Source organism: Rhodococcus sp. NPDC060086, assembly GCF_042730275.1.
In the GTDB taxonomy this organism is placed as follows: domain Bacteria; phylum Actinomycetota; class Actinomycetes; order Mycobacteriales; family Mycobacteriaceae; genus Rhodococcus.
The window spans coordinates 82568-96902 of record NZ_JBHWWZ010000005.1 but is presented as its reverse complement, the minus strand read 5'-3'; the positions used below and the strand labels follow the sequence as shown (position 1 = coordinate 96902).

9 protein-coding genes are annotated in these 14335 nt (G+C 67.0%); 6 read left to right on the top strand and 3 right to left on the bottom strand.

The window, feature by feature from the left end; all coding sequences use genetic code 11:
• Window positions 1–30 precede the first annotated feature (30 nt).
• Together ACFWB0_RS05320 and ACFWB0_RS05315 are read left to right on the top strand one after the other, a co-directional pair.
• Window positions 31–537, top strand: a complete 507-nt coding sequence (locus ACFWB0_RS05320; protein WP_378489391.1) for a hypothetical protein — start codon at window positions 31–33, stop codon at window positions 535–537.
• 149 nt (window positions 538–686) lie between these two features.
• Window positions 687–1196 carry a hypothetical protein gene (locus ACFWB0_RS05315; RefSeq protein ID WP_378489390.1) on the top strand — a complete coding sequence of 170 codons (510 nt, stop codon included), beginning with the start codon at window positions 687–689 and terminating at the stop codon, window positions 1194–1196.
• Window positions 1197–1407: 211 nt separating this feature from the next.
• Here ACFWB0_RS05315 and ACFWB0_RS05310 read toward each other — a convergent pair whose 3' ends face one another.
• Window positions 1408–4185: an FAD-binding and (Fe-S)-binding domain-containing protein gene (locus tag ACFWB0_RS05310; RefSeq protein ID WP_378489389.1), complete on the bottom strand. Its 2778-nt coding sequence runs from the start codon at window positions 4183–4185 to the stop codon at window positions 1408–1410.
• Window positions 4186–4267: 82 nt separating this feature from the next.
• Here ACFWB0_RS05310 and ACFWB0_RS05305 point away from each other — a divergent pair, with 82 nt between their 5' ends.
• From ACFWB0_RS05305 to ACFWB0_RS05295, 3 genes are all read left to right on the top strand, one after another.
• Window positions 4268–7555, top strand: a complete 3288-nt coding sequence (locus ACFWB0_RS05305) for an arabinosyltransferase domain-containing protein (RefSeq protein WP_378489388.1) — start codon at window positions 4268–4270, stop codon at window positions 7553–7555.
• Window positions 7556–7722: 167 nt separating this feature from the next.
• Window positions 7723–10911, top strand: coding sequence for an arabinosyltransferase domain-containing protein (locus ACFWB0_RS05300; RefSeq protein ID WP_378489458.1), 3189 nt, complete (start codon window positions 7723–7725; stop codon window positions 10909–10911).
• Between the two features lie 40 nt (window positions 10912–10951).
• Window positions 10952–11593, top strand: a complete 642-nt coding sequence (locus ACFWB0_RS05295) for a TetR/AcrR family transcriptional regulator (RefSeq protein ID WP_378489387.1) — start codon at window positions 10952–10954, stop codon at window positions 11591–11593.
• Between the two features lie 4 nt (window positions 11594–11597).
• Here the strand turns inward: ACFWB0_RS05295 and ACFWB0_RS05290 are convergent, their stop codons facing one another.
• The gene (locus tag ACFWB0_RS05290) at window positions 11598–12221 is read right to left on the bottom strand and encodes a TetR/AcrR family transcriptional regulator (RefSeq protein ID WP_378489386.1); all 624 of its coding nucleotides are present in this window, start codon (window positions 12219–12221) and stop codon (window positions 11598–11600) included.
• 74 nt (window positions 12222–12295) lie between these two features.
• Here ACFWB0_RS05290 and ACFWB0_RS05285 point away from each other — a divergent pair, with 74 nt between their 5' ends.
• Entirely contained in the window at window positions 12296–12706 is a 411-nt protein-coding gene (locus ACFWB0_RS05285; protein WP_378489385.1) for a RidA family protein, read from the top strand.
• An 83-nt stretch (window positions 12707–12789) separates the two neighbouring features.
• Here the strand turns inward: ACFWB0_RS05285 and ACFWB0_RS05280 are convergent, their stop codons facing one another.
• Entirely contained in the window at window positions 12790–14331 is a 1542-nt protein-coding gene (locus tag ACFWB0_RS05280; RefSeq protein ID WP_378489384.1) for an acyl-CoA carboxylase subunit beta, read from the bottom strand.
• Between the last annotated feature and the right edge of the window lie 4 nt (window positions 14332–14335).

The window sequence follows — 14335 nt, the reverse complement described above, 5'->3', positions numbered from 1 at the left end:
CCAACACCACCGCCCGAACAGTTCGGGCCGATGCTCGAATGGAACCAGCCCACATTGCGCGACCAGTGCTTCGCCGCAGCGATGATGGCAAGCCTTTCCATCGCTCTTATTTCGGTACAAGCCGGATTCGAATGGGTCGGTTGGTGGTGGTATTGGGCGATCACGCTCGCCGGCGCCTGGGTCATGTTCCGCGCTACACAGAACCACTGGACCGCAGCGGGAGCCACCTGGGTGCAATGGCGCAGCAGCTGGGTCGACACCTACCACCTCACCCGCATCCGCTTCTCCGCCGACGGCACCAACCGCGTCCTACGACTGAAAGACGCCCACGGCAACGAAATCCACTCCTTCAAAATCAGCCAGATCCAAGGCAACCCCGACCTGTGGGACCTCGTCTACAACGGCATCCTCCACTCCATCGCATCAGGAAACTGCGACATCGATGCCAAAACCCGCCGCATCCTGAAAATCCCCTACGAACTCGGACCACGCCCGGTCAACGACAAACGCAGCAAAGGACGACGTCGCGGATGGTGAACGCCCTCGACCTACCGCCGATCCCCGACCCTGCCACCGGCGAATCTCGTCCGCCCCGCGCACCACGCATCCATCGGGGAACCGAACACACACCGACTGACCGTGAACCGCGGAACCTCCCCGAACCACCGCCCGACAACCTCGGACCAATGCTCGAATGGAGCCAACCGACCTTACGCACGCAATACGCCGTTGCCGCGTTGACCGCTGGAATACTCGCCACATTCGGAACAGTGAAGGCATGGGGTTTCGACTGGGTGCACGAATGGTGGGCATGGGGCCTGCTGATTATTTTCCCCTGGATGATGTTTCGTGCCACACAGAACACCTGGACCGCCGCCGGTGCCACCTGGGTGCAATGGCGCAGCAGCTGGGTCGACACCTACCACCTCACCCGCATCCGCTTCTCCGCCGACGGCACCAACCGCGTCCTACGACTGAAAGACGCCCACGGCAACGAAATCCACTCCTTCAAAATCAGCCAGATCCAAGGCAACCCCGACCTGTGGGACCTCGTCTACAACGGCATCCTCCACTCCATCGCCTCCGGAAACTGCGACATCGACGCCAAAACCCGCCGCATCCTGAAAATCCCCTACGAACTCGGACCACGCCCGGTCAACGACAAACGAAGCAAGGGACGACGCCGCGGATGGTGAACGCCCTCGACCTGTGGGGCCGGCCCACAACGTCATCCTCACTCGGTGGCTTCGGGGTTCAGCGAGGGATCGATATGGACAAATATGGCCACTTATTGGCACGTATGGAATTTTTCCCATACCTCTCCATGGATCTCCATAATTGCATGCGTTCTGCGGCAGAAGACCACATGCCGAACACGTCAGGCCTGGTAGTTCGGCCCCGCCAGTCCTACGACAACCGCGACGCCAGCAACTCCGCCAGGTGAGTGCCTCGGCGATCGGTGAGGTCACCGAGCTGGGTTCGGCACGAGTAGCCGTCGGCGAGCACCACGGTGTCTGCGGAGGCGGATTCGACGGCGGGGACGAGTTGATTGTTGGCGACCGCGACCGACACGTCGTAGTGGCCGCGCTCGACCCCGAAGTTGCCGGCGAGGCCGCAACAACCGCCGAGCCGGTTCACCTCCGCGCCCGCGCGTTTCAGGAGCGCAGCGTCGGCCTCCCACCCCATGATCGCGTGGTGGTGGCAGTGCGGCTGGGCGACGACGGTGGTACCGGCCAGCGATGGTGGTTCCCAGTCGCCGAGCAGTTCGGCGAGCGTGCGTGTGGACTCGGCCACGACTCTCGCCGGCTCGGATCCGAGCAGTTCGACGGTGTCGGAACGTAATACCGCCGTGCACGACGGCTCGATTCCGACAATCGGAGTCCCGGCTCGGAACAGTTCGGTGACGGTGCGGCCCAGAATTTTTCGCGCGTCGTCGAGCTGCCCAGTAGTGATCCAGGTCAGCGCGCAGCACTGTTGCTTCTCGGTCACGCGGATGCGATAGCCCGCGGCTTCGAGCACTTCCACTGCCGCCACACCGACCTCGGGTGTGAAATAGTCGGTGAAGGTGTCGACGAACAGCAGCACGGGTTCGCCTGTGCGGGAACGTTGTCCGGCGGTGTCGGCGAGCCATCGGCGGAAGGTGCGGGGCGCGAAGGCGGGCACGTTTCGGCGCTTGTCCATCCCTCCGAGCCGCAGTCCGACGGATGCTACACCGGGAAGTTTCGTGATCGCATTGGCGGCCTTCGGCATTCGGGAGGCGAGCGCCGCCCACTGTGGTAGCCGACCGAGGGTGTAGTGACTGATCGGGCGCCGCTTTCCGCGATAGGTCTGGTGCAGTACCTCCGACTTCCACGTCGCCATGTCGACACCGGTGGGGCAATCCGACGCGCAGCCCTTGCAGGACAGGCACAGGTCGAGGGTCTCGTGCACCTCCGGCGACGACCAACCGTCGGTGACCAGCGACCCGTTCAGCATTTCCTGCAGGGCACGGGCCCGGCCGCGGGTGGAGTCCTTCTCCTCGCGGGTGGCGAGATACGACGGGCACATCACCCCGCCGACGGCGGTGGTGTCGGCGCGACACTTCCCGACGCCGGTGCAGCGGTGCACGGCCTGGGTGAAGTTGCCGCCGTCCTCGCGGTATCGGAACGCGAGACCCGCGCGGAGTGCGGGCGCCGCGGTGACGCGCAGGTCGGCGTCGACGGGCCTGGGATCGACGAGGACGCCGGGGTTGAGGAGGTTCTCGGGATCGAACACCGACTTGACCGCCCCGAACAGGCGTAGCGCGTCGGCTGAGTACATCAGCGGTAGCAGTTCGCTGCGGGCCCGTCCGTCGCCGTGTTCCCCGGACATCGAACCACCGTAGGATGCCACCAATCGTCCTGCAGCGAAAAGGAATTCGCGGAAAAGTCCGGGCATCTCGAGTGGCACGTCGAGCCTGATGTGGATGCAGCCGTCGGCGAAGTGCCCGTACGGGTAGCCGGTGATGCCGTAGCTGTCGGTGAGCTGCTCGAAATCGCGCAGGTAGTCGCCCATGCGCTCCGGGGGGACCGCGGCGTCCTCCCACCCGGCGTGCGCAGGAAGCCCTCGCGGACTGCGCGCCGACAACCCCGACCCGTCTTCCCTGATTCGCCACAGCGCCGCGGCGCGTGCCTGATCGTCGATGTGCAGGGCGTCGATCGCTCCGGAGACGTCGACCATCGACACGGCGCGGTCGTGCACCTCGACGTAGTCGTCGCCGACGAGTTCGACGAACAGCCACGCCGCGCCCCGCGGCAGCGGCGGCACCGCGCCCGGCCCGCGGCGGGTGCGGACGATGTCGACGATGCGCGAATCGAGGCCCTCGCAGGCAGTCGGGCTGAAATGGAGCAGCGTGTGGGCGGCGTTTCCGGCGGCGACGATGTCGGGGTAGCCGAGGACCACCATGGTGCGCACCGGCGAATCGGCAACGAGCCGGATGGTCGCCTCGGTGAGCACGCCGAGGGTGCCTTCGCTACCGACGAACAGTTTGCGCACGTCGAAGCGGTTTTCGGGGAGTAGATGTTCGAGGCCGTATCCGGACACCTGCCGGCCGAAGCGGCCGAACTCGGTGCGGATCGTCGCGAGGTTCGCGGCGACGAGGTCGCGGAGCGGCTCGAGCATCGGATCACCGCCGGGTAGCGAGAGCGGATGCCCGGTTCCGGTGAGGACCTCGATGCCGACGACGTTGTCGGAGGTGCGGCCATAGCCGAGCGCACGCGCACCGCACGCGTTGTTGCCGATCATGCCGCCGATCGTGCAGCGGTTGTGGGTCGACGGGTCCGGTCCGAATCGAAGGCCGTGCGGTGCCGCGGCGCGCTGCACGGCGGCCTGCACCACGCCCGGTTGCACGCGGGCGGTGCGCTGCTCGGGATTGATCTCGAGCACGCGTCCCAGGTGCCGGGAGAAGTCGAGCACCACCCCGGTGCCGACGGCGTTGCCCGCAAGTGAGGTCCCCGCGCCGCGCGAGGTGAGCGGCACTCCTTCACTGCGGCACACGTCGAGGGTCGCGGCCACCTCGTCGATGCTTCGCGGCCGCACCACGACCTGCGGCGGCACCCGATACAGCGATGCGTCGGACGAGTACATCGCGCGGGTGGTGCTGTCGTCTCGGACATCGGAGATCCCCGATCGACGGAGGCGACTGCCGATCGCCGAGGAGATCTCCATGCTGACCGATGCTAACTGCGATGCGCCACTCTCCGGATCAGGTCGAGCAGAACGATTCACTACTCGCCTAGCATCGACCCCTGTGCCAGACGTTTCCCATTCGCCCGCTACGCCCGGTTCCTCCGTGACCGCGAGCGTCCGTACCGCGCGACTCATCGCTGTTGTCACAGGTCTGCTCGGGTTCGTCCTGGCTTTGACCATCCCGTTTCTCCCTGTGAAGCAGGAAGCCGCGACCGTCCAGTGGCCCCAGAGCGAGGGAACCCAAGGCAACAGCCTCGCCGACATCGAAGCGCCACTCATCACCTACACGCCGCTCACGTTGCGGGTGAGCGTGCCGTGTGCCGCGGCCGGTGCGCTCGGCGAGGACGGCGGCACGCTCGTGTCGACGGTGCCGCCCGGTGCGCCGGATGCGACCGGCAACGCACTCGTGATCCGGGTCGCCCCCGGTGAGGACGGCGCACCCGGCACCGTCGAGGCGGTACTGAGGAATTCCGTACTGGTCTCGGCCCCGCTCGACGAGCAGTGCACCGCCGTGACCGTGGCGTCCAACTCCGAGCGGACCGCGGCCGGAATCGTCGGCGCCGATCCTGCCGTCGACGTCACCATCGAGGGCGATGTCCGTCCCCAGATGGTAGGTGTCTTCTCCGATCTCGACGGCGCCGCGGCCACCGACACCGAGCGTTTATCGGTGCAGGCCGAACTGGACTCGCGGTTCACCTCCACTCCCACGGTGATCAAGCTGGTCGCGATGATCGTGTGCGCCCTGGCGACGCTGTCGTCGCTCGTCGCGCTGCACCGCATCGACGGCGTCGACCGCCGCCGGGCACGCAGGTTCCTGCCGTCGCACTGGTGGCGTTTCACGCTCACCGACGCCGTCGTTGTCGGGGTCCTGCTGCTGTGGCATGTGATCGGCGCGAACACCTCCGACGACGGCTACATCCTCAACATGGCCCGCGTGTCCACCGATGCGGGGTACATGGCGAACTACTTCCGGTGGTTCGGGGTGCCCGAGGCGCCGTTCGGCTGGTTCTACGACGTGCTGGTCGTGATGTCCGAGGTGTCGACGGCCAGCATGTGGATGCGCCTGCCCACGCTCGTCGCCGCGATCGTGTGCTGGATGGTCATCAGCCGCGAGGTGATTCCGCGTCTCGGTGTCGCCGTCCGGCACAGCACGATCGCATTGTGGACGGCGGGACTCGTGTTCCTCGCGTTCTGGCTGCCGTACAACAACGGTCTTCGTCCCGAACCGATCATCGCAGTCGGCGCGCTGCTCACATGGTGCTCGATCGAACGCGCCATCGCGACCGGCCGCATGTTGCCCGCGGCGATCGGCGTGCTCATCGCCGCGTTCTCACTCGCCGCAGGCCCCACCGGCCTGATCTGCGTGGCCGCGCTGCTCGCCGGGGCGCGCCCGGTCACGAAACTGCTCGTCGCACGACGGCCGCTCGTCGGGGTCCTCCCGCAGCTCGCCCCGGTCCTCGCGTCGGGCACCGTCGTCATGATCGCCGTGTTCGCCGATCAGACGCTCGCGTCGGTGCTCGAGGCCACTCGGGTGCGGTCCGCGGTCGGACCGAACGTGCCGTGGTTCGACGAGCGTCTGCGCTGGGACGCACTGCTCACCGTGGCACCGGACGGGTCGCTGGCCCGCCGGTTCGGGGTGCTCGTCATGCTGCTGTGCCTCGTGGTGTGCGTGATGCTGATCCTCCGCAAGGGCCGCATCCCCGGTACCGCGATCGGGCCGTCGCGGCGCATCCTCGGCATCGTCTTCGCCTCCATGCTGCTGATGATGCTCACCCCCACGAAGTGGACCCACCACTTCGGTGTGTACGCGGGCCTCGCAGCGGCGGTCGCGGCACTCGCGGCAGTCGGGGTGGGGGCCGCCGGGATCCGGTCGGCCCGCAACCGTGCCCTGTTCACCGCGGGTGTGCTGTTCGTCCTCACGATGTCGTTCACCGGGTCCAACGGCTGGTGGTACGTGTCCAGCTACGGCGTCCCCTGGTGGGACAAGCCACCGTCCATCTCCGGATACGCGTTCTCGACGGCACTGCTCGTCCTCACGGCTCTTGCGCTGGCGGTGGCGGCATGGTTCCACCTCCGCGAACCGTTCGCGAAGCAGAAGCCCGTGCGGAGCGGCAGGGCTCGCGCGCTCGCTTCTGCTCCGCTGACCGTCGTCGCAGCGGGGGTCGTCGTGTTCGAAGTGCTCTCCCTCGTCAAGGGCGCCGTGTCGCAGTACCCTGCCTACTCCATCGCGCGATCGAACATCGCCGCGTTCACCGGCGACGGGTGCGGTCTCGCCGACCACGTCCTCGTCGAGACCGACCCGAACGCCACCATGCTCGCTCCGCTGAGCGGTTCGGTCGCCGACGCTCTCGGCGCCGGCCGCGCGCAAGGATTCACACCCGACGGTGTCGCGCTGGACCTCACCGCCGACGCGGAGATCTCCACCTCCGGTGGCGCGAATTCCGTCGAGGCCGACGAAGGCGGCACCACCACCTCGACGACGGCAGGTACCGGCGGCGGACGCCGCGGCGACGCCGGGATCAACGACAGCACCGTGCGGCTCCCGTTCGGTCTCGACCCCGCGCGCACCCCGGTGCTCGGCAGTTACCGGGGCGGCGTTCAGCACGCCGCAGAGCTCGAATCCGGGTGGTATGCGCTGCCCGAACGCACCGAGGACACACCACTGCTCGTCGTCACCGCTGCTGGTCGCGTGCAGTACGTCGACCCCGACGGAGTCATCACCCCCGGCCAGGAGGTACTCCTCGAGTTCGGCGTCACCGCAGGTGAGAGTGTCGAGGAGATCGGGCGGGTCGCGCCGATCGACATCGGACCGTCTCCGTCGTGGCGCAATCTGCGGGTGCCGAGCGACGCGATTCCCTCGGAGGCCGACGCCGTGCGGCTCGTCGTCGACGACGGCAACCTGTCGCCGGACCAGTGGGTCGCGGTGACGCCTCCGCGGATGCCGCAGCTCGACACCCTGCAGGACGTCGTCGGCTCCGATGCCCCCGGTCTGATCGACTGGTCGGTCGGGCTCGCGTTCCCGTGCCAGCGCCCGTTCGGGCACCGCTACGGGGTCGCGGAAGTTCCGGAGTACCGGATCCTCCCCGACCGGGTGGGGGCCGATGCGACCAACGGGTGGCAGGACTCCATCGGCGGCGGACCCCTCGGGTGGATCCCGCTGTTGCTCACCGCCGAGACCGTGCCCACCTACCTGGATCACGACTGGGGTCGCGACTGGGGGTCGCTCGAACGGTATCGCCGGATCGACCCGGACGCGCAGACCGCGACCGTCCGCGTCGAGGAGATCACCCGCTCCGGGCTGTGGAGTCCGGGATCGATCCGTGATGGAGTACCCGATCTGCTCGAGTGAGGGTGAGTGTTCCCGCTGCTCGCCGCCCGATACCATCGACTCCCGTGCCCGACGATGCGAGAATCGACTCCTCCCCGACCGTGACCGCCACCCGGCCGGTCGGCGAGGATCTACGAACGCAGTACCGAACCGCGCGGCTCATCGCAGTCGTCACCGGCATCATCGGGATGCTGCTCGCGCTCGCGACACCGTTCCTGCCCGTGAAGGTCACCGAGGCCACCGTGTCGTGGCCGCAGAACGGCTCGATGACGGACGTCGAGGCACCGCTCATGTCGCAGGTGCCGCTGCAGCTGAGCGCGACCGTGCCGTGCGCCGCGATCGCGCAGATGCCCGACAGCGGCGGGATGCTCCTCGCGACCGCGCCCGCAGGCGGACAGGACGCCGCGCTCAACGCGATGTTCGTCCGGGTCGGGGCGGAGAACGTCGACGTTCTCGATCGCAACGTCGTGGTCGCGAGCGCCCCGCGCACCGAGGTCGCATCCGGCGCCTGCACCGAGATCCGCATCTTCTCCGACATCGAACGCACCACCGCGGAGTTCGTCGGCCTCACCGACGACAACGGCAATCCACGTGCCGGTGAGCTGACCGGCGACCTGCGGCCCCTCGTCGTCGGTGTGTTCAGCGACCTGAGCACCGACGTCCCCGGCCTCGACGTGCTCATCGATGTGGACTCGCGGTTCTCGTCGTCGCCGACGCTCGTGAAGTCCCTCGCGATGATCCTCGCGGTGCTGTCGACGGCATTGGCGCTGGGCGCGCTCGCGAAACTCGACGGCACCGACGGCCGTGGGCACCGACGGTTCTTCCCGTCGCACTGGTGGAAGTTCCGCGGTATCGACTTCGTGGTGGTCGGCACGCTGATCGGGTGGCACTTCTTCGGTGCCAACACCTCCGACGACGGCTATCTGCTCACCATGGCCAGGGTGTCCGATCACGCCGGGTACATGGCCAACTACTTCCGCTGGTTCGGTGTCCCCGAGGCGCCGTTCGGCTGGTACTACGACGTGCTGGCTGCGTTCGCGAAGATTTCGACGGCAAGCCCCTGGATGCGCCTGCCCGCGTTGATCGCCGGGATCCTGTGCTGGATGGTGATCAGCCGCGAGGTCGTACCGCGTCTCGGACGGGCGGTGCGGCACAACCAGATCGCGCTGTGGACCGGCGGACTCGTGTTCCTCGCGTTCTGGCTGCCCTACAACAACGGCCTGCGTCCCGAACCGATCGTGGCCCTCGGCGCACTGCTCACGTGGTGCTCCATCGAACGTTCCATCGCCACCGGACGATTGCTCCCCGCCGCCATGGCCGTGTTCATCGGCGCATTCACACTCGCGGCCGCCCCGACCGGCCTGATGTGTATCGCCGCGTTGATCGCCGGTATCCGGCCGATGACGCGCATCATCGTCCGCAAGCACCGCGAGGTCGGCACCGCGGCGCTGCTCGCCCCGATCGGGGCCGCCGGCCTGCTGGTCCTCGTCGTGGTGTTCTCCGACCAGACGCTCTCCGCGGTGCTCGAAGCCACCCGCGTGCGCACCATCATCGGTCCCAACGAGGAGTGGTGGAACGACTTCCTCCGCTACTACTACCTCATGGTGCAGACCGTCGACGGGTCGCTGCCGCGCCGCTTCGCGTTCCTCGTCATGATCCTGTGCCTGTTCACGACGCTGCTCGTGCTGCTGCGCCGTCGCCGCATCCCCGGTATCGCGGTGAGCCCGTCGTGGCGCCTGATCGGCATCGTGTTCGGAACGATCTTCTTCATGATGTTCAACCCCACGAAGTGGACCCACCACTTCGGGGCGTACGCGGGCATCGCCGGATCCCTTGCCGCGTTGACCGCCGTGGTCGTGTCGGCGCAGGCGCTGCGGTCGCGGCGTAACCGCACGATCTTCCTCGCCGGACTGCTGTTCGTCCTCGCCGTCTCGTTCGCGGGTATCAACGGCTGGTGGTACGTGTCGAGCTACGGTGTGCCGTGGTTCGACAAGACCGTGTCGCTCTCGGGTTACCAGTCGAGCAGCCTGTTGCTGATTCTGTTCGCTCTCGCCCTCGCTCTCGTCGCCTGGCAGTACCTGCGCGAAGGGTATGCGCCGCCCCCGGAGAAGCCCACGTCGGAGAAGGGGCGTCGGATCCGTGCGTTCGCGGCGGCACCGTTGACCGTCGTCGCGGCAGCGATGGTGTTGTTCGAGGTGCTGTCGCTCGTCAAGGGCGCCGTGTCGCAGTACCCGGCGTACTCGCTGGCGCGCTCGAACATCGACGCCCTGACGGGTTCATCGTGCGGCCTCGCCAACGACGTGCTCGTCGAGAGCGATCCGAATTCCGGGCGCCTCGAACCGATCATCGACGCCGCTAATCCGCCGGCCGATGGTGATGCCCTCGCCGGAGGCGAACCCGTCGGGTTCTCCCCCAACGGCGTCCCGCGCGATCTGACGGCCGACTACGTCGAAGTCAAACCCGGGCAGGGCAATACCGACACCCAGAGCATCGGCCCCACCTTCGAGACCGGCGCGGGCGGTGGCACCACCGGCGGTTCGGGTGCCGAAACGATCAACGGCAGCACCGTGAAGCTGCCGTTCGGCCTCGATCCGGCCGTGACACCGATCCTCGGCAGCTACCAGGACGGCATCCAGGAACCCGCGCGGCTCACCTCGAGCTGGTACCGGCTGCCCGAACGCAGCGACAATACTCCGCTGATCGTCATCTCCGCGGCCGGTCGCATCTGGTCGTACGACGACACCGGCGCACTGACCTACGGACAGTCACTCCTGCTCGAGTACGGCACCAGCAATCCCGACGGGACCTTCGAAGCGAAGGGCAGCTACCTGCCCCGCGACATCGGTCCCGCGCCGTCGTGGCGCAACCTGCGCATCCCGGTCGCGGACCTCCCCGAGGACACCGACGTCGTCCGCATCGTCGCGAACGATCCCAACCTCACCGGCGACCAGTGGCTCGCGTTCACCCCGCCCCGCATGCCCGAACTCGACACGCTCGACTCGGTGATCGGCTCCGAACAGCCGGTGCTGCTGGACTGGGCAGTGGGCCTGCAGTTCCCGTGTCAGCGGCCGTTCGACCACCGCTACGGGGTCGCGGAGATGCCGAACTACCGCATCCTGCCCGATCGCCCGCTGGCCGTGTCGTCCACCGATACCTGGCAGGCCGCCGAATTCGGTGGACCGCTCGGCTTCACCGAGGTCCTCGCGCGTGCCGAAGCGATTCCGACGTATCTCGACGGGGACTGGGCCCGCGACTGGGGGTCGCTCGAACGCTATGTGCGTTACTACCCGAACGCCGAGCCCGCCGATGTCGCGACCGAGCAGGTCACCCGGTCGGGCCTGTGGAACCCGGGCACGCTGCGGGTCTACGAGCGGTAGGGCGCACAGAATTCGGTTCCGACTCTCTAGAATGGCAAGGGTGACCACCGAAGACATCGCCGGCACCAACTCTATGTCGGCCCGCGCCACCGAAGCAGTACAGCGCAGCCTCACACCACGACAGGAGGCGGCGAGCCGCGACGTCGACCGCCTGATCAAGGCAGGCCGCGAACTGCTGACCGCAGGCTCCCCCGCGCGCGTCGCCGACATCGTGGCGGCCGCCGGGCTGTCGAACGACGCATTCTACCGGTATTTCCGCAGCAAGGGCGACTTCGTCGATGCCGTGGTAGAAGAGGGCGGACACCGCCTGGTCAGTCATCTGCGCAGGAAGATCGATGCCGCCGAGACGCCGGAAGCGGCGCTCCGCGCGGGCGCGACCGTGATCCTGAAGCAGGGCGTCGACCCCGAGATCGCCGCCGCGACACGCAACGTCGTCGGCGGAGGTGGACGCAGCCACGCTCCGAAGGTGCGGGAGGAACTCGAGCTCACCCTCGCCCGCATTCTCGCGGGGCCGATCACCGATCTAGGGTCCACCGACCCGGAGCGTGATTCGATCACGACGGCGATCCTGCTGCTGGCCTCGATGGAACACCTGCTGTGGAAGGACACCGAGGGGTTCGACGCTGAGAAGGAGGTCGAGCACATCCTCGGCTACATCCGGGGCGCTCTCCACACCGCCTGACCTCCTACATTTCGCGGGGCACCCGCTGCGCCCACCCCCTCTCCACTGATGCGCGACACCGGTCGGGCTCATCGCCCGCATGGACGAACAACGCAGTGAGCATAGGTACACAATGCTCGAGGGTGCTGTGCGGTAGCGGCCCGTTCGCCACGAGCGACACGAGTCCGTGGTCGATGGCCCAGCTCTGGATCGCCAGTTCGAGCGGGTCGACGTCGGCGCGGAAGCGTCCCTCGTCCTGCGCCCGCCGCACAGCCTGGACCAGGTACTCCAGGGTGGCGTCTGCCGCCTCGAGGTCTTCCAGGTCGACGCTCGCGTCGAACATGACCCGGTACAGGTCAGGGTGGTCGAGGGCGTTATCGACGTAGGACGCGGACAACGCCGCAAGGTCTCTTACCGCATCACTCGATGTCTCCACCGTGTGGAATCCGGACCCGAGACGCGTGAACCCTTCCTGCCGCAGAGCTTTCCACAAGCCGTCCATGCCACCGAAGTAGGTATAGACGGCCATCGTCGACACTCCTGTGCCTGCCACCAGCGAGCGCAGGGTGAGGGGCTCGCGGGCCCGCAGCATCTGCGCTGCGCGCTCGACGAGGAGGGTACGCACCGCCGGATCCTTCGTCCTCGCCATGCACCCACTTTACATAGCATTGCACTGTTATAGTTTGAAGGTCCGCTCGGACCCCGACCACCCCAGGAGAACTCATGGCCGTCACCCTCGTGAATCCCGCAGGACTACCGCAGGTCGACATGTACCGGCAGGTGTCGATCGCCACCGGAACGAAATTGGTCTTCATCGCCGGCCAGGTGGCGCGCGACGCTGCTGGCAACCGAATCGGCGAAGGAGACCTCGCCGCGCAGACCGCGCAGTGCTATCTCAACATCACGACCGCACTGAAGGAAGTCGGCGCCACCTGGAACGACGTCGCCAAGATAACCGCATACATCGTCGACTGGACCCCGGAGAAGATGGGCCCGATCGGTGAGGGCATCGGCCGCGCGACCGCCCAACTCGGTATCGACGCCTCATTGGCACCACTCACCGGCATCGGAGTCTCGGCGCTGGCCGAGCCCGATCTCCTGGTCGAGGTCGAAGCCACCGTCGTCCTCGACTGATTCGGAACCGACTGAATCAGAAACGCGAAAGTCCCACCGGCACAGCCGTGTCGACGGGCCGGTGGGACTTCTCGGTCGAACTCTCAGAGCGGAAGCAGGTGGTGCTTGCGCGGGTTCTTGAACACCTTCTTGTCGCGGAGAAGCGTCAGCGCCTTCCGGATTTCGAGGCGCGTGGTCTTCGGCTCGATCACCGCATCGATGTAGCCGCGCTCGGCCGCGATATACGGCGTCGCGACATGCTCGTTGTAGAAATTGATGAGCTGCTGACGCACCACCGGAGCGTTGTCACCGGCTTCGGCGATCTGCTTGCGGCCGATCACCGCGACCGCGGACTCCGCACCCATCACCGCGATACGCGCCGTCGGCCACGCGAAGTTGATGTCGGCGCCGAGCTGCTTCGAACCCATCACCGCATAGCCACCGCCGTACGACTTACGTACCACCACCGTGACTTTCGGAACCGATGCTTCGACGTAGGAGAACAGGAACCGGCCGCCACGCTTGATGACGCCGATCTTCTCCTGCTCCACACCGGGCAGGAAGCCCGGGGTGTCGACGACGAAGACGAGCGGAATGTCGTAGGCATCGCACACACGCACGAAATGCGCGGCCTTGTCGGCAGCGGCAGCGTCGAGCGCACCCGACAGATACAGCGGCTGGTTCGCCACCACACCGACGGGGCGTCCGTCGACGCGCGAATAACCGGTGATGATGTTCGGTGCCGTCTGTGAACGCACCTCGAAGAAATCGCCGTCGTCGAAGATCTTGAGCAGGACGTCGTGCATGTCGTAACCGGAGTTGTCGGCGTCGGGCATGAACGAGTCGAGTTCGATGTCGTCGGGCGTGATCTCGGGCTCGAGGCCCGGGTTGATCACGGGAGGCTTCTCCTGCGCATTCGACGGCATGTAGCTCAGGTACTGACGCACCCAGTCGAAGGCCGCCTTCTCGTCGGAAGCGACGTGGTGCACGTTGCCGTATTCGGCCTGCTTACGCGCGCTGCCGAGCTCCTCGAGACTGACGTCCTCGCCCGTGACCGCCTTGATGACGTCCGGACCGGTGACGAACATGTACGCCTCTTCGGTGGCGACGACGACGTCGGTGTTGATCGGCGCGTACACCGCACCACCGGCGCACTTGCCGACGATGACCGAGATCTGCGGGACCAGCCCGGACAGCGGCTCGGTCCGCTTGCCGATCTCGCCGTACCAGGCGAGCGAAGTCACCGCATCCTGGACGCGGGCTCCGCCGGAGTCGTTGATACCGACGACCGGGCAGCCGATCTTCAAGGCATGTTCCAGAACGGCAGACACCTTGCGGCCGAACATCTCACCGACACTGCCGCCCAGGACGGTCTGATCGTGCGAGAACACCGCGACGGGCCGGCCGTCGACCAGTCCGTGCCCGACGACGACCGCGTCGCCGTAGAAAGCGTTCGGGTTCCCGGGCGTCCGCATCAGGGCGCCGATCTCGACGAAGGTGCCCTTGTCGAGAAGCATGTCGATGCGCTCCCGAGCGCTGGGAATGCCCTTCTGGGCGCGTTTGGCGATCGCGACTTCCCCTGCGGGTTCGTTCGCGATCTTCAGTTTTGCGCGCAGCTCGGCCAGCTTCTCTGCCGTGGTGGTCACTACT

Bases quoted from the DNA above. Each gene is read 5' to 3' on its own strand.
- ACFWB0_RS05320 (WP_378489391.1), top strand. From the start codon at position 31: ATGCTCGAATGGAACCAGCCCACATTGCGCGACCAGTGCTTCGCCGCA.
- ACFWB0_RS05315 (WP_378489390.1), top strand. From the start codon at position 687: ATGCTCGAATGGAGCCAACCGACCTTACGCACGCAATACGCCGTTGCC.
- ACFWB0_RS05310 (WP_378489389.1), bottom strand. From the start codon at position 4,185: ATGGAGATCTCCTCGGCGATCGGCAGTCGCCTCCGTCGATCGGGGATC.
- ACFWB0_RS05300 (WP_378489458.1), top strand. From the start codon at position 7,723: ATGCTGCTCGCGCTCGCGACACCGTTCCTGCCCGTGAAGGTCACCGAG.
- ACFWB0_RS05290 (WP_378489386.1), bottom strand. From the start codon at position 12,221: ATGGCGAGGACGAAGGATCCGGCGGTGCGTACCCTCCTCGTCGAGCGC.
- ACFWB0_RS05285 (WP_378489385.1), top strand. From the start codon at position 12,296: ATGGCCGTCACCCTCGTGAATCCCGCAGGACTACCGCAGGTCGACATG.